The organism is Candidatus Symbiopectobacterium endolongispinus (assembly GCF_018777385.1).
Taxonomy (GTDB): Bacteria; Pseudomonadota; Gammaproteobacteria; order Enterobacterales; family Enterobacteriaceae; genus Symbiopectobacterium; species Symbiopectobacterium endolongispinus.
In genome coordinates, this window is the sequence record NZ_JAFJYB010000002.1 from 450,755 (window position 1) to 465,003 (window position 14,249).

Here is a 14,249-nt window from a genome sequence, read left to right on the forward strand (position 1 = left end):
ACAGCTCATTACTTCGCGATACGCTTGTACTTGATGCGGTGAGGTTCCAGTGCGTCTGCGCCCAACGTGCGTTTCTTGTACTCTTCGTACTCGGTGAAGTTACCTTCGAAGAACTCCACCTTGCCTTCATCCTGGTAATCCAGAATGTGGGTGGCAATACGGTCAGGTCGTGGGAAATGACCATGGCGCAGCCGGGGAACTCCAGCAGGGTGTTTTCCAGCGCGCGCAAGGTTTCAATATCCAGGTGGTTGGTCGGTTCGTCGAGCAGCAGCATGTCTGGTTTTTCCAACAGCAGACGACACAGCGCCACGCGACGGCGCTCGCCCCCGGACAGTTTGGCGATTTTGGCATCCCATTTCGGCAGGCGCAGCGCATCGGCAGCACGTTCTAACTGGTTATCCAGATTATGGCCGTCGTGCGCCTGAATGAACTCTTCTAGCTTACCCTGTTCCGCCGCCAGCTTGTCGAAGTCGGCATCCGGATTGGCGTACAGTGCATACACTTCATCCAGACGTTTGAGCGCACCGACCACTTCCGATACCGCTTCTTCGACGGATTCACGTACTGTGTGTTCCGGGTTGAGCTGCGGCTCCTGTGGCAAATAGCCTATTTTGATGCCGGGTTGCGGGCGCGCTTCCCCTTCGATGTCTTTATCGATCCCAGCCATGATACGCAGCAGGGTGGATTTCCCTGCGCCGTTCAGACCCAGCACGCCAATTTTTGCGCCCGGGAAGAAACTGAGGGAGATATTCTTTAAAATATGGCGCTTCGGCGGAACCACTTTGCCGACGCGGTGCATGGTATAGACGTATTGAGCCACGTTGCGACTTCGCCTCTCTATGGGTTAAAGGATGCAGTGCGTAGCCCGCGCTGCATCGAGGTTAACGATGAAGTTGGGGCGTCGCCCTCTTCGATTTATCGTTATGCTGATGCGGAGTGTAGCTGGTTTCGCTGTGCGATCCCAGCCATCATCCCTTACTGTCTGTCACTCTGTGAAATGGCTCTAAGGGCTGCGTTTTGGCGCACAGCGTCCTACCCGGAATTTATAAACGGTTATCCTTACGTTGCTTGACATTTTATTCCCTTTTGCGACATATCGCCACCGCGCATCATGTGCCACACTAGAGGGCAGCAAATGTCGTCTGGATGATGCAAATCTTGCTGATGCGAACACCCTGTTTGCACTGACGGCGGCATTCTGAGGCGAAATGTATCAGTGATGTGCACATTGCATGTCGATAACCGTTTGGGATGAGGTGGTTTGGATGAAGGGTAACATGGGGCGCTGGGCGCGCATTGCCATCCTGTGTCTGGTGGGGGTTACAAGCTCAGCCATGGCGGATACGCTGGATGCTCAACGCCAGCGTTATCAGCAGGTTAAGCAGGCGTTGATGCCAACCTTGCGCGATTACCCGCTTTATCCTTATCTGGAATACCGCGCGTTAACACAATCGCTGGGGCAGGTGAGCAGTAGTGACGTCAGCGCATTCTCGGCGCGTTATCCAACATTACCGCCTGCGCGTAACCTGAAATCCCTGTTTGTGAATGAACTAGCGCGCCGCGAGGATTGGTCGGGCTTGCTGGCCTTTGCGCCCACCTCACCCAAACCGGTTGCGGCGCACTGTAATCACCTCTATGCCAGTTTCGCTACGGGGCAGCGTCAGGGCGTGTGGGATGAAGCAAAGGTAATCTGGCTGACCGGCCGTTCGCTGCCTACCACTTGCGATAAGCTGTTTGCCGTTTGGGAAGCCGCCGGTGAAAAAACGCCGATCGCAGTACTGGAGCGCATTCGGCTGGCAATGAACGAAGGCAGCACCGGGCTGGTTAACTATCTGGTGAGACAGCTTCCGCCTGATTACCGTACCATCAGCGATGCGTTGATGAAGTTACAGAATGACCCCAAAACCGTAGAGCGCTTTGCACGCAGCGTGGGGCCAACCGATTTTACGCGCAATGCCACTCTGATTGCCTTCCGCCAACTGGTTCGGCAGGATGAAGAGGGAGCCCGTGCGCTTATCAGCGTATTGGTGCGGCTGCAAAAAAATGAGCGAAGCCGATCGCCGCGAGATGGAAGAAGCGGTGGCTTGGCGTTGGATGGGAACCGGTGTGACGCCAGAACAGGCCGCCGGGCGTGATACTGTTACGCATCGCAGCCAATCCACCAGCCTGATTGAACTCAGGGTACGTATGACGCTCGGAGAGGGGGATAAAGCGGGGCTGCGCTTCTGGCTCGCGAAACTTCCGACTGAGGCGTTACAAAAAGATGAGTGGCGCTACTGGCAAGCGATGTTGCTGTTAGATAACGGGCAGCGTCAGGATGGGGAAGTCATACTGCGATCGCTGATGCAGGGACGGGGTTTCTACCAGATGGTTGCCGCGCAGAAGCTCGGTATCCCTTATTCGTCGACCATTACCTCGTCCATCCCGGATAAGACATTGGCACAACGGCCGGAAATTGCGCGCGTGCGCGAATTGATGTACTGGAACATGGACAATCTGGCGCGTAGCGAATGGGGGGGACTGGTGGCGAACAGCGATAAGCCGCGTCAGGGAGCGTTAGCGCGTTACGCGTTTGATCAAGGCTGGGCTGACCTCAGCGTGCAGGCGACCATTGTGGCTAAGCTGTGGGACAATCTGGAAGAACGTTTCCCGCTGGCATGGCGCGACACCTTCAAGCGAATGACCCAAGGGCGTGCCATTCAACAGAGCTATGCGATGGCGATTGCCCGCCAGGAAAGCGCCTGGAACCCGCAAGCGCGCTCTCCGGTCGGTGTCTCTGGCCTGATGCAACTGATGCCGGCCACCGCGCAGCATACCGCGAAAAAGGGCAACCTGAGCGGCTATGTCAACAGCAGCCAACTGTTCGATCCAGAAACCAATATTCTGTTGGGCACCACTTATCTGGATGATGTCTATCAGACCTTCAATAACAACCGTATCCTTGCCAGTGCAGCCTATAACGCCGGTTCTTCGCGCATGAATACCTGGCTGAAAAACAGCGCAGGGCGTCTCGATCCGGTTGCCTTTATTGAAAGCATTCCATTTACCGAAACACGTGGCTATGTGAAAAACGTGCTGGCCTACGATGCCTTCCACCGCTACTTCCTGCATCAGAATGACAGCGTATTGACGTCAGCAGAGTGGGGACAGCGTTACTAGGTGTTGCGTTACCGATGCGATTTTTCACGCACGATATCGGTGATTTCCCAATGATTATGCTACGCTGCCATACTCGTTAACGAGTATGGCAGCCCGCTATGACCCCTTTATCACATACCGATCCCGCGTTTTCCGAACACGGCAATGAAGATTGGCTCAAGTTTGTTGAGCTATTGAAGCTCTCCGTGGTGGAGGATCTGCATCACCCTTTATTGCAACTGTTGTTGACGCCGGACGAACGCACGGCGCTTGCTACGCGTGTGCGCATTATTCAGGAACTGATGCGAGGAGAGATGAGCCAGCGTGAATTGAAAAACGAATTGGGTGCCGGTATTGCTACCATCACACGAGGATCTAACAGTTTAAAAGCGGCACCGCCCGCGCTGAAACAGTGGTTGGACGCACAACTGCTACCTGAGGGCAAATAGGTCTGTGGGATGTCGTAGAGGTTAAGTGGCATCGCGCCCCTTAAACGGGCTAGCTCGGCTGGCTGTAAATGGGGTTGTGGAAGGGCACCAACGCTAACAACAGTGCCTGATAGTAGACGCTTGTGCGCGTCAGTTTACCGCCGGTGAACACGCCAATCGCACCGCCCTGATGTTTAATGTCCTGAATGCCGGTCAAACGTGCCATTTCGTCTCCCAGCTCTCTTCCTTCCTTGATTCCTTGTAATATACTTTCCGGCAGCACCAGGCTGGCGGAGCGTGATTCACCACGCAGATGTGGGTTTTCAATCACCATCCAGGGCGAACGTCATGCTCTCTTCAATGCCAGCTTCGACGCCGACCCAGAAATTGGCCTCGGGCCGAACCTGGCGGGCGCGCATAACGCGGTTGCGGGCTCCGGTACGCGTTTCGGTGGAACCCAAGGGCTGATGAGAAACGCCGCTGTCGACATCAACACCTTCGATGCGACAGTTTTCTTCGCCAAAGACATCCGTGAATGCGAGTGTAATAGCCTTAATTTTTGCCGGGTTGGTAGTGGCAGCGACAACATGGTACATAACGGTTCATACTCTTTTAGTTAATTTGACGCAGTATAATGGAAAAAAGCGATGTTGCAGGTATATCTTGTTCGCCACGGTGAAACGGGATGGGACGTGGCTCGGCGTATTCAGGGACAATCCGACAGCCCGTTGACCGCACAAGGCGAACAGCAGGCCTATCAGGTTGCGAACCGTGTTAAAACGCTAGGCATCACGCATATCTTTACCAGCGATTTAGGGAGGACGCGCCGCACTACCGAGATTATTGCGCAGTCTTGCCACCACAGTGAAGTGGTTGAAGACCCTAATTTGCGTGAGCTGAATATGGGCGTGCTGGAAATGCGTGACATAGACACGCTCAGTCCGCAGGAGGAAACCTGGCGCAAGCAACTGGTGGACGGTAGGCCAGATGGCCGCATTCCCAAAGGGGAATCCATGGCGGAGATGGCAATGCGTATGCATCAGGTGCTCGATCGCTGTCTGGCGCTGCCGCCTGGCAGTCGTCCGCTGCTGGTCAGTCATGGTATGGCCCTAGGCTGCTTGTTAAGCACCATACTTGGGCTGCCCGCCAGCGCGGAACGCCGTTTGCGGTTGCGTAACTGCTCGCTCTCCCGCATCGATTATCAGCAGAGCCCGTGGTTGGCGTCCGGTTGGGTCGTGGAAACCGCCGGGGATGTTTCTCATCTTGATACCCCGGCATTGGATGAACTCCAGCGTTAACGGTGTGCGCGCTTAGCGACGGATAGGGATCAGGTATTCGCAGCGGATCACTTTCGGTGGTCAGTCTTCTTTCGTCCCATTCGGGGTAAAACGCTCTGCGTCACAGCCATCGCGACGCGTCAGCTCGAAGGTGGGCAGACAGGTATCGTACAGGCTGATAATAAAATCCTGTAGCGCATCCGTGGGGCCTTCATATAACGAACAAAGCATACTCGCCGCCGGGGAGCGTAATCGGCTCGCCGGGGTGAACCCATTCAGGAACGTGCTCCGGCTCCACCGCAGTGGTATAGAGCACATCATGCTCGTCTTCTTTATCCTTGCTCGGACGGGCGTGGTGCAAGCCGTACAGCAAGGGGGGAATGCACTTGGCCTCGCCCAGATACTGCCGCCAGAAGTGCACGCGCATTTCCGTGCGAAAATTACAGATCTGCTCCAGAGAACAGTTGCAGTTTTGCGTGACACCCACAAGTTGCGTATCTGGCAGTGTGACAAATTCGGGCTGCGGCAGCGTAAATTCATACAGGCGCAACGGAAGGCGAATACAATAGGTATTCCACTCTTCGGCACGGCGGTAAGAGGCTGGGGTCTGTGCAAACTGCTTTTTAAAAGCACGGGTGAACGTTTGCTCTGAATCGAAGCGGTATTGCAGCGCGATATCAAGGATCGGTCTGCCGGTCATACACAGTGCCATCGCGGCTTTGGTCAACCGGCGTGCCCAGTGACATCTTTGAACATACGTTGCAGGTGCCATTTGGAGTAGCCGGCTTTTGCTGCCACGTTATCCAGCGACAGTGGCTGGTCAAGATGGTTTTCCAGCCAATTGAGCAGGTCACGTATGATACTGGCTTGATCCATAGAACATCCTCGATAGAACACACAAAGCACGAAGCGCATAGAGATTAGGCATCATAGCAACTTTTTGCTGTTGTCATCGCTTAAGATTTTTGAATAATTTATACAAACAATCAGGTGAAATTTGCATACTTTAGCCCTATATCTAGTAGCGGCATCGTCAGCGGGGGAAAATCCCCTGTAACTTGTTTCCAGACAGAGAGAAATATCGATGAAAAACGCATTAATCATGGGAGCCTGTATGGCGCTGCTGAGCGTGGGCAGCGTCGCCAGGGCGGAACAGATTGGTTCTGTAGATACGGTTTTCAAACTGCTGGGGCCAGACCATAAAATTGTGGTGGAAGCCTTTGACGATCCTGACGTTGCGAACGTGACCTGCTATTTAAGCCGTGCTAAAACCGGCGGCATCAAAGGGGGGGGTTAGGTTTGGCAGAAAGATACCTCAGATGCTGCCATTTCCTGCCAGCAGGTTGGGTCGATTACGCTGTTGGATAAGATAAAGAAAAGTGATGATAGTGACACGGTGGTGTTCCAAAAGCGCACGTCACTGGTGTTCAAAAAACTTCAGGTGGTTCGTTTCTATGATGAGAAACGCAACGCCCTGGTCTACCTGACGTATTCCGATCGTTTGGTCGACGGCTCGCCAAAAACGCCTTGAGCGCGGTGCCAATCATTCCCTGGGGCAAGAGCGAGTAGTGTCTTAGGAAATAATCGGTGCTGATATAGAAAAAAGGCCGAAACCAAAGGGTTTCGGCCTTTTTTAGTAACTGGCGGCGCGACGTTAATCTTCCAGATCGCCGCAGAAACAGTAGCCTTAACCATGAATGGTGGCGATGATTTCCGGCGTATCGGCTGTAGATTCGAAATGCTTACGAATGCGGCGAATCGTCACGTCCACGGTGCGGTCGTGCGGTTTCAGCTCGCGGCCGGTCATTTTCTTCAACAGTTCAGCACGGGTCTGAATCTTGCCGCGGTTTTCGCAGAAGTACCTCTGTAGGCTAAAGGTGTTCCACCGCCGTCAATGGCATAAATAATTCCGAAAAATAATTTTGAAATCAAATTTATGAGATTAATAAAATACCTCATAAATTATATTTTAATGTATGAAGTATTATATTCATTGAAAATTAAATTATTAATATTTTCATTAATTTAATGTTTATATATATCAAAAACAACAATCTCTTAAATATAATTTGACACATTGAAATATTCCGCGTTTATGTGACATGGACGTAATGAGCACGAATGGAATGTGAATCACTAATCAACCACTTCATAGGACTTAAGATTATGCAACCACATTAAATCTCAGTATCAATGAAGAACTCTCTGAGGATTTAGCAGCATTTTTTGAGAAACAAGCACCGGAGTGTTATGGCGCTTCTTCAACGAGTCACAATTCTAATAATGATCTGATTACTTATGATGACTAATTCTCCTATGTACTACTAGCCATACTGCTCTATGAAAATTTCATAGAGCAGTTTATTAATTAGGAGGGGAGAAATGTACAGGTTAAGTTCAAGTATCCGAGTCCGACCTACTGACGAGTCGCTCATATTAGCACGAAAAGTCTCGAGAGAGATGGGGATCACTCGTGTAACTGATATCACTTGGTTGGATAAAATAGGTATTCCCGTATTTTCGGGTATCCGGCCATATGCGGCTCAAGGTTCATTAAATGTGCACAATGGTAAAGGACTCAGACCATCCGAAGCAAAAATTGGTGCTTATATGGAGTCTATTGAATTTTCTCTGGCAGAAAGCAAAAAACACCAACACAACATTAAAAAATATTCGATTAAAGATGTTCAAGCTGCATTGCCTCCTGGACTCCCGTTCTCATCTTTTGGTGCTAAATTGGTGGTAAAGTTTTCGCCGGACGATGAGATTTATTGTGTTGTGGCTACAGATATTATCAGTGGTTCTGAATCTTTAATACCCGCCGAGCTTATTTTTCATCCGGTGAATTTGGTTGGGCAACGATCATTTTTTGGTGGGACCACGACAAACGGATTATATTCTGGAAATTCAAAGTTAGAGGCTATAATACATGGTGTGTGTGAGGTCCTTGAATGAGATGTAAAATCTTTTAACATTATTAACGATACTTCTGCGCTAGTTGATGAAAATACCGAACCAGAATCCATACAGGTGCTACGAAAAAAAAATAGAAGATGCTGGTCTTATTTTGTCACTAAGAAAAACGAATAACGAGTTTACTATACCTTATTATTCAGCCTTTGTTTTAGAAAATGATGAGCGAAGTGCTATTTCGATAGTAGATGGCTATGGCCTACACCCAATAGCTGAAATCGCTGCAACCAGAGCTGTTACCGAAGCAGCACAAAGCAGGTTGACACATATTCATGGAGGAAGGAATGATATTGTTAAACGTATTAATTTTTATCAAGACAATCCCGGCTTTGATGAATCTAAAGTGATGAAATCGGTCAGGCAAAAAATAACGAGCAATTCCCGCATGACAGATTTTTATGTTCCGAATGAACAAGCTTTATTGCCTGAGTCAATCGAAGCACTGTGGGGATTGATTAAAGGGAAAATGGCTTCGTCAGGACTTCATCATTGCTTTGTTTATGTTCTAAGTCCAGACGATTTTCCATTTTTCGTGTTACGTGTAGTAATCCCCTTTGCCGAGTTTATTGATATCGAAATGAAAAGAGTTGGTCATCGATTTATTAATCGATTCCAAAATAACAAAAAATCAGAATTAGGTATAAATTATGTGTAATGAAAGAATGTTTCTGTTTATCGGGCCGACTTCATTTGGAATGTCACTTTCCGAGGTACTCCCTTCTGAAACCATGGTACTTCCTTCTGTGCGAAGAGGTGATATTCAATCTCTGATTGAAAAAGAAAAGGCATCTACAGTGGTTATTGTTGATGGTACCTACCACACATATCCAGCAGTTTCACACGTTGAAATTAAAAATGCACTACAGAATAACTGGAAAGTATGGGGATTGAGTTCGATGGGAGCGATTCGTGCAGCATAGATGCACTAGTTAGGCATGCAAGGCTATGGAACGGTATTTAAGCGCTATATTGATGACGAAGATTTACCTGATGATTATGTAGCGCTGGTACATGGTTCAGATTCACCTTGGTTGCCAATAAGTGAACCTCTAATTCACATTGATTTTTTATTACAACATGCTTTGCGTGAGTCAATCATACCTCCCGAGCTATACCAAGTTTTAATAGATGGCTTAACGAATATGTGGTTTGGTCACCGAACCATAAAATACATAAAGGAAAAATCACTGTTTTTTTGATGGACATAATCATCAGCTAAGTAATATGCTGAATGAAATTGAAAAGTATCGAATAAAGAGTTTCGATGTTATTAATTTTTTCCATGAAAAACCATTTTTACAATAACAGAGGTCAATATGGAAACAGAAAATATTAATGTAATCAATATGGTAAATGGTGCGTCATTACTTTCAGAGGGGTTTGATGCACAGGTACTTGTGAACCTCGTTGCGCATTATCGACATGTGAAGTTTTGTCATTATGATAATATATCACATTATCTTTACCCAGAAAAAATAGAGCAACTTTATCGCCATAAAAACCTCTCTCTTGGCATAGAGTATCCTGAAGAATCTCAAATGGAAGATAATGAACATCAATCTGTTAAAAAAGCCATCCAGCACATTCAAGATATCATGCCTGAATGGCAAATATACTTTGCGTTACCAGTGATTTTCAAGAAAATAAACCATAATAAAAATATGGTGAGCTTGACAAATCATCACATCCCTTAAACTATATTTTTAGGTGCGAAAGCCTTTAAATCAGAAGCATGGCTTGAGGAAGTAATTATTCATGAGATGGCACACATCTGGTTAGGTTTACTCTGCGAGATCGACAGCTTTCACGACTGTTCATCAAGCAATAAATACACTTTACCCTCTGGTACCAAAGATAAAGATGCTTGAGGTGTTATATTTGCTTCACACTTTTCTGCTTGTGTTATTAAGGTTCTTAATCGAAAGCGTCTTCGCGAGGATCTTCTTCCCGAAGATGAGGAGCGTTTGAAATGGTTACAACAGTATTTTTCAGGTTGCATGGCCCAACTATCAAAAATGAATGAGCTAAAAAAAATCGGACACCATATCGTAAATATTATGGAGGAAACACATTATGGTTAAAGTATCGTTACCACGGCAATTCATGAGTTACACTGACCTTATTGGTGATTTTGAAAGCCAAGGTACTACTATTCAATCGGTACTGGGTGAGTTAGTAGATACATATCCTTTTCTAAAAGTTCAGCTATATAATAATGATAGAGCATTAAGGAATTTTGTTAATTTATTTGTTAATGAACAAATGGAAGTCAATCTTAGTGCATCTATCCCATCCTGTTCACGGATTAAAATCATTGTTGCTGTTGCAGGAGGTTGACATGACGCATCTAAATATTGATGAAAAATCCTATTATTTAAGGCATTTTTCATTGCCTGGGTTTGATGAGAATACACAGCTGAAACTTAAAAACTCCAGTGTTCTCGTAATCGGCTGTGGTGGTCTCGGGGTACTCTGTTTACTCTACCTTGCTGGCTCGGGAATAGGGCGAATTGGCATTGTTGACCGTGATGTGATAAGTGCAGGCAATCTACCCCGCCAGGTGCTCTTTGATTACAAAGATATCGGCGAGAGCAAAGTTAAAAATGCATGTCAACGGATCACAGCACTAAATCCTTTCATAAAAATTGATGGGCACCAATTGTTTATTAGGGAGCATAACGCCAGAGAGATTTTACGTTGCTATGACATCGTAGTCGACTGTACAGACAATTTTGACACAAAATATCTGCTTAACGATATCTGCGAAGGACTGCATAAACCTTTAGTCTATGCCTCGATTTTTCAGTATGAAGGGCAACTGGCCGTTTTTCATTATGGCAACAAATTCGGCTATACAATAAGTTATTGAGACCTGTTTCCTGCTCCCCCGCAACCTGAATTCAGAGAAAACTGTAGCGACGCAGGGGTACTTGGTGTGTTGCCCGGTATTCTTGGCACGATGCAGGCAGGCGAAGTGATAAAGATCGTCACTGGCATTGGCCAAGTGCTATGTGACAAGATAATGACTTACGACTCACTTAGTAATCGGTCATCTTTGTTGAAGCTTGCAAAGCGAATTCCTATCAGCCTTGAAGTAGCCGAACGAGAAACTGATGCGATGGACCACGTTAATCCGGCTAAACTTCTTTTGATGAAAGAACGTGATCCTGGTTTGCTTTTGCTCGATATAAGAGAAAAATCCGAGCGCGAAATAATTTCTATAGGTGGTATTCATATTTCCCTGCGGGAATTACCCGATCGCCTTGGAGAACTTCCACGAGAAAAACAAATGGTCTGCTACTGCAAATCAGGCGGACGCAGTAAACGTGCTGTAATGTTTCTAAAAGATCAGAATTTTAGCAATATATGCAACCTTACTGGAGGTGTTATGGGATTTACAAATAGTGAAAAAGAATTTCTGCAAAACATGGATTGGAATAATGAAATTTAAAACATTTGGTTTATGTTTTTTTCTTCTCCAGACGGGGACATCACTAGGCCTGCTGTCTGGTCACATTTTCAGACTAGCAATAGCTTGGTGGTGTCTTAAAGAAACACAATCCGCAGCAGTATTTTCGTATGTTATAGCGCTTTCAGTCGCTGCTGAAATATATTTTAAGCCATTTTTATCTTTTTTTGGTGATTTTTTAACAGTATTAAATTTATCATTTTTTGTCATGCAACAATACTGACGATAGTTATCTCTTTAAGTGATACGAGTGAGGTTGAATATTTTAATTTGATAGCTATTACTATTGGGATCATTATCATCAGTGCAGTTATTTCTGTCCGCGAGCCAACTATTATGGGGCTGATCCCAGACGTTGTCCCCGAAGGAAAGGTAACTCAAGCCATATCAAATAAGACTGTAGTTAATTCTATAATGATGTTGTTGGGGCCTGTGCTCGCTACTCTGATGATTTCTATATTTTCGACAAAGTACGCATTTTATATTTCTACTGTATTACTTGTTTTATCCTGTTTTACATTTATTCTATTATTGCGAAATTATTGTGTATCATCTCATCGCCCCACATCAAACAAATCATGGTTTTCTAATACGAAAGAAGCATTCACCTTAATTTTTAATGTTAGAACGGAACTCTATATTGCGCTAATCTGTGCAATAATCAACTTCGTTATGTTTTCCTTTTGTTCCCTATTGGATAAATTCCAAGTTGAAACTTTCAGCTCCTTATCTCGGTGCATTTGAGTTTTCTTTTGCATTAGGACTCATTATGGGTAGTCTTTATATAAATGATTTATTAAATAGATTGATAGGTCGTTTATATAATGTTTCTTTTGGCTTTTTTTGCTTGGTAGCTGTATTATGGCAATTGTCGCTACTAGCAATATTTATTTTTCCATTTTGTTAGCTTTCTTTTGTGGCATGGCATTCATTTTTATAAATGTTAATCTCAGTACGCTGCGCTCTGCAGCAACACCACGGGATTATCGTACAAGAATGAGCGCAATGGCGGTGTTTCTATCTAGTATTGCTAATCCATTTGGTGCAGCTATTGCTGGCTGGTACATCAATTGGTTGGGGGTTATTCCTTTCACACTTGGTTCTGGCTTGATAGTGATTTTGATTTCGCCCATCATTTTATGTTCTTTACACCTCAGAAAAGCCCTCTCATTGAATGAGTTCGAGATGAGCGGATACTATGAAAAAACTTATCCGGAAGCATTTTATAAGGGAAGTGAAAATGGATAAAAGCCCCGCAAAGACAACTCTAGAATTATTTTTTGGAGTCGAAAATTATCAAAATTTACTTGATAGTATTAGCAGTAATACGTTTTATAAATGCCAGTTGCAAAATGTTGTATCGGAACTACTTACTCTGCCGGAATTTCAAAATATTATCAATACCCGGCGACTCCCTTTTCCTCGCTGTCGCCTGGTCCGGTCTGGAAATCCCTTATCCCCTGTTGATTATAACGAGCGTTGTCATTCTGCATTAGGTGAAGGTATTATAAAGTTAGTTTCTGAAAGAGTAATGCAGGAGTTGAGTAATGGTGCAACCCTTGTTGTGGATTTTACAGAAGACTTATCTCTTAAGATCCGTAGTATCGCCGAAGCACTGTCCACTGAGTTTCAAGAGAAAACAGGGGCGACAGTATTCTTCAGTATTGGCCATGATAAAGGATTTACAACGCATTGGGATAACAGTAATACGCTTGTTTTTCAGTTAAGCGGAAGAAAAAAATGGAATGTATTTACCACAACACTTCCTTTCCCTGTCGATGAAAACAAGAAAAACATGAAACCCCCCTCAATGCGAACCTATGGAAAATTTCATTCTCAATGAAAATGATTTTATTTATTTGCCACGTGGATACTGGCATGCCCCAGAACCTTGCAACTCACACTCTTTACATATTTCATTCGCCTTCAGAAGGCGCAATGGGGTAGATTTTATGAAATCGTTACTTCCTTTTCTTTCTGAGTATACGCCATTCAGAGAGGACATAAATAAGCAAGAAAACGATGAAGAGAAAAAACATTATATAGAACAATTAAAATCACCGTTTGATCATATCATAACTACTGAAAATCTTGATTTTTTCCTAATTAACTCCGGGCAGCGAAAGTTTATACGTAGTGATATCTCTTTAGATAAACTTTTAATGGAGAAATACGACAGGCGTTAACTCCTTTGGCAGAACTATTGATACCGTTATTGAAAATATAGATCGGGAAAATGGGAATAATTTGATACGATATTCTTTCGGGTTTGTAAAAATTATTCTATCTAGACAGCGGTTTGTTAAAAAATAGACCAGATCACGGCTTCACCTTACCTCCGAAATCAGATGTCAGGCGAATGCAACAATGAGGTGGATACACGTGGGTAAAACCCCTTGCGACTCTTTACGGATAACGCTACCTTTTACCCGCGCCTGCAAAATAAGGCGTCGGGATTTGGTCTCTTCGATGGTGGAAATATCACCCGTTACAGGAGGCTGCCTTAGGGCTCCAACCCAGACTCACCCGTTATTTTCCATTCCCTTTCGCGTTGCCACGGATTTCACTACGCTTTCGTCACACTGTGACCGCTTCGCGGATACGCTTATCGAAAGCGACGATCCCACGTTAAAAATGGCATTGTGCGGTCGGCTTGTCGCCAGCCTTATGCTGTTGCGCACTACGCTAAACGACCCCGTACCGCCGCAAATAAAAGAACGTCTGACTGTGGATACCTTCCCGCCACATCGTCTTGTTTTGAACCCGATTCAGAACAACTTTGCGATTACTGCGTTGCACTGGCACAACTTCTGATGGCGCGGGCATTGCCGCCCGAAGCGGAACGATCGTTGACAAGCTTACTGGCGGAACTGGTGTGGTACTTTGCCGCTGAACTCAATGCACCGCTCTGGGAGTGAACGAAAGTGGGTGTGAAGCGTATGACATAAGCTAAAAACAAAAGGT

Annotated in this window: 12 protein-coding genes and 9 pseudogenes; 16 read left to right on the top strand and 5 right to left on the bottom strand. The window is 45.8% G+C overall.

Annotated features, from left to right (window positions below; translation table 11 throughout):
- Positions 1-50 precede the first annotated feature (50 nt).
- Positions 51-820 (bottom strand): annotated as a pseudogene (locus JZM30_RS08920) (ATP-binding cassette domain-containing protein); the annotation flags it as partial.
- A 457-nt stretch (positions 821-1,277) separates the two neighbouring features.
- Here JZM30_RS08920 and sltY point away from each other — a divergent pair.
- A pseudogene (gene sltY, locus JZM30_RS08925) lies at positions 1,278-3,159 on the top strand (murein transglycosylase).
- 98 nt (positions 3,160-3,257) lie between these two features.
- Positions 3,258-3,587, top strand: coding sequence for a trp operon repressor (gene trpR / locus JZM30_RS08930; RefSeq protein ID WP_252318387.1), 330 nt, complete (start codon positions 3,258-3,260; stop codon positions 3,585-3,587).
- Between the two features lie 49 nt (positions 3,588-3,636).
- On the opposite strand, the pseudogene yjjX reads toward trpR, so the two are convergent.
- Positions 3,637-4,162, bottom strand: a pseudogene (gene yjjX / locus JZM30_RS08935) (inosine/xanthosine triphosphatase).
- 51 nt (positions 4,163-4,213) lie between these two features.
- Between yjjX and gpmB the strand changes: the two are divergent.
- Positions 4,214-4,864 carry a 2,3-diphosphoglycerate-dependent phosphoglycerate mutase GpmB gene (gene gpmB, locus JZM30_RS08940; RefSeq protein ID WP_252318388.1) on the top strand — a complete coding sequence of 217 codons (651 nt, stop codon included), beginning with the start codon at positions 4,214-4,216 and terminating at the stop codon, positions 4,862-4,864.
- 60 nt (positions 4,865-4,924) lie between these two features.
- On the opposite strand, the pseudogene robA reads toward gpmB, so the two are convergent.
- Positions 4,925-5,719, bottom strand: a pseudogene (gene robA / locus JZM30_RS08945) (MDR efflux pump AcrAB transcriptional activator RobA).
- 238 nt (positions 5,720-5,957) lie between these two features.
- On the opposite strand from robA, the pseudogene creA reads away from it, so the two are divergent.
- Positions 5,958-6,374 (top strand): annotated as a pseudogene (gene creA / locus JZM30_RS08950) (protein CreA).
- A gap of 156 nt (positions 6,375-6,530) precedes the next feature.
- Here creA and JZM30_RS08955 read toward each other — a convergent pair.
- Positions 6,531-6,710: pseudogene (locus JZM30_RS08955) on the bottom strand (winged helix-turn-helix domain-containing protein); the annotation flags it as partial.
- Positions 6,711-7,303: 593 nt separating this feature from the next.
- Here JZM30_RS08955 and JZM30_RS08960 point away from each other — a divergent pair.
- The 7 genes and pseudogenes from JZM30_RS08960 (at position 7,304) to JZM30_RS24700 (ending at position 11,267) form a co-directional block, all read left to right on the top strand.
- Positions 7,304-7,798: a YcaO-like family protein gene (locus tag JZM30_RS08960; RefSeq protein WP_252318389.1), complete on the top strand. Its 495-nt coding sequence runs from the start codon at positions 7,304-7,306 to the stop codon at positions 7,796-7,798.
- A 46-nt stretch (positions 7,799-7,844) separates the two neighbouring features.
- Positions 7,845-8,471: a YcaO-like family protein gene (locus JZM30_RS08965; RefSeq protein ID WP_252318390.1), complete on the top strand. Its 627-nt coding sequence runs from the start codon at positions 7,845-7,847 to the stop codon at positions 8,469-8,471.
- Between the two features lie 73 nt (positions 8,472-8,544).
- A pseudogene (locus JZM30_RS08970) lies at positions 8,545-9,015 on the top strand (TfuA-like protein).
- 117 nt (positions 9,016-9,132) lie between these two features.
- The gene (locus JZM30_RS08975) at positions 9,133-9,510 is read left to right on the top strand and encodes a hypothetical protein (protein ID WP_252318391.1); all 378 of its coding nucleotides are present in this window, start codon (positions 9,133-9,135) and stop codon (positions 9,508-9,510) included.
- 379 nt (positions 9,511-9,889) lie between these two features.
- Positions 9,890-10,153 (top strand): ubiquitin family protein, encoded by a 264-nt coding sequence (locus JZM30_RS08980; RefSeq protein WP_252318392.1) that lies wholly within the window; start codon positions 9,890-9,892, stop codon positions 10,151-10,153.
- A gap of 1 nt (position 10,154) precedes the next feature.
- Positions 10,155-10,874, top strand: a pseudogene (locus tag JZM30_RS08985) (HesA/MoeB/ThiF family protein); the annotation flags it as partial.
- A gap of 93 nt (positions 10,875-10,967) precedes the next feature.
- Positions 10,968-11,267: a rhodanese-like domain-containing protein gene (locus JZM30_RS24700; RefSeq protein ID WP_438801496.1), complete on the top strand. Its 300-nt coding sequence runs from the start codon at positions 10,968-10,970 to the stop codon at positions 11,265-11,267.
- A gap of 60 nt (positions 11,268-11,327) precedes the next feature.
- Here JZM30_RS24700 and JZM30_RS08995 read toward each other — a convergent pair whose 3' ends face one another.
- A complete protein-coding gene (locus JZM30_RS08995; RefSeq protein ID WP_252318395.1) occupies positions 11,328-11,495 on the bottom strand; it encodes a hypothetical protein in 168 nt (55 codons plus the stop codon).
- A 60-nt stretch (positions 11,496-11,555) separates the two neighbouring features.
- Here JZM30_RS08995 and JZM30_RS09000 point away from each other — a divergent pair, with 60 nt between their 5' ends.
- The 5 genes and pseudogenes from JZM30_RS09000 (at position 11,556) to JZM30_RS09020 (ending at position 14,203) form a co-directional block, all read left to right on the top strand.
- Entirely contained in the window at positions 11,556-12,029 is a 474-nt protein-coding gene (locus JZM30_RS09000) for an MFS transporter (protein WP_252318396.1), read from the top strand.
- A gap of 117 nt (positions 12,030-12,146) precedes the next feature.
- On the top strand, positions 12,147-12,533 hold the full coding sequence (locus tag JZM30_RS09005; RefSeq protein WP_252318397.1) for an MFS transporter: 387 nt from the start codon (positions 12,147-12,149) through the stop codon (positions 12,531-12,533).
- Entirely contained in the window at positions 12,526-13,128 is a 603-nt protein-coding gene (locus JZM30_RS09010) for a JmjC domain-containing protein (protein WP_252318398.1), read from the top strand. The genes JZM30_RS09005 and JZM30_RS09010 overlap by 8 nt, the downstream gene beginning before the upstream one ends.
- Entirely contained in the window at positions 13,106-13,471 is a 366-nt protein-coding gene (locus JZM30_RS09015) for a JmjC domain-containing protein (protein WP_252318399.1), read from the top strand. The genes JZM30_RS09010 and JZM30_RS09015 overlap by 23 nt, the downstream gene beginning before the upstream one ends.
- 283 nt (positions 13,472-13,754) lie before the next feature.
- Positions 13,755-14,203: pseudogene (locus tag JZM30_RS09020) on the top strand (hypothetical protein).
- Positions 14,204-14,249: the final 46 nt, after the last annotated feature.

Bases quoted from the DNA above. Each gene is read 5' to 3' on its own strand.
- trpR (WP_252318387.1), top strand. From the start codon at position 3,258: ATGACCCCTTTATCACATACCGATCCCGCGTTTTCCGAACACGGCAAT.
- gpmB (WP_252318388.1), top strand. From the start codon at position 4,214: ATGTTGCAGGTATATCTTGTTCGCCACGGTGAAACGGGATGGGACGTG.
- JZM30_RS08960 (WP_252318389.1), top strand. From the start codon at position 7,304: ATGGGGATCACTCGTGTAACTGATATCACTTGGTTGGATAAAATAGGT.
- JZM30_RS08965 (WP_252318390.1), top strand. From the start codon at position 7,845: ATGAAAATACCGAACCAGAATCCATACAGGTGCTACGAAAAAAAAATA.
- JZM30_RS08975 (WP_252318391.1), top strand. From the start codon at position 9,133: ATGGAAACAGAAAATATTAATGTAATCAATATGGTAAATGGTGCGTCA.
- JZM30_RS08980 (WP_252318392.1), top strand. From the start codon at position 9,890: ATGGTTAAAGTATCGTTACCACGGCAATTCATGAGTTACACTGACCTT.
- JZM30_RS24700 (WP_438801496.1), top strand. From the start codon at position 10,968: ATGAAAGAACGTGATCCTGGTTTGCTTTTGCTCGATATAAGAGAAAAA.
- JZM30_RS08995 (WP_252318395.1), bottom strand. From the start codon at position 11,495: ATGACAAAAAATGATAAATTTAATACTGTTAAAAAATCACCAAAAAAA.
- JZM30_RS09005 (WP_252318397.1), top strand. From the start codon at position 12,147: ATGGCAATTGTCGCTACTAGCAATATTTATTTTTCCATTTTGTTAGCT.
- JZM30_RS09010 (WP_252318398.1), top strand. From the start codon at position 12,526: ATGGATAAAAGCCCCGCAAAGACAACTCTAGAATTATTTTTTGGAGTC.
- JZM30_RS09015 (WP_252318399.1), top strand. From the start codon at position 13,106: ATGGAAAATTTCATTCTCAATGAAAATGATTTTATTTATTTGCCACGT.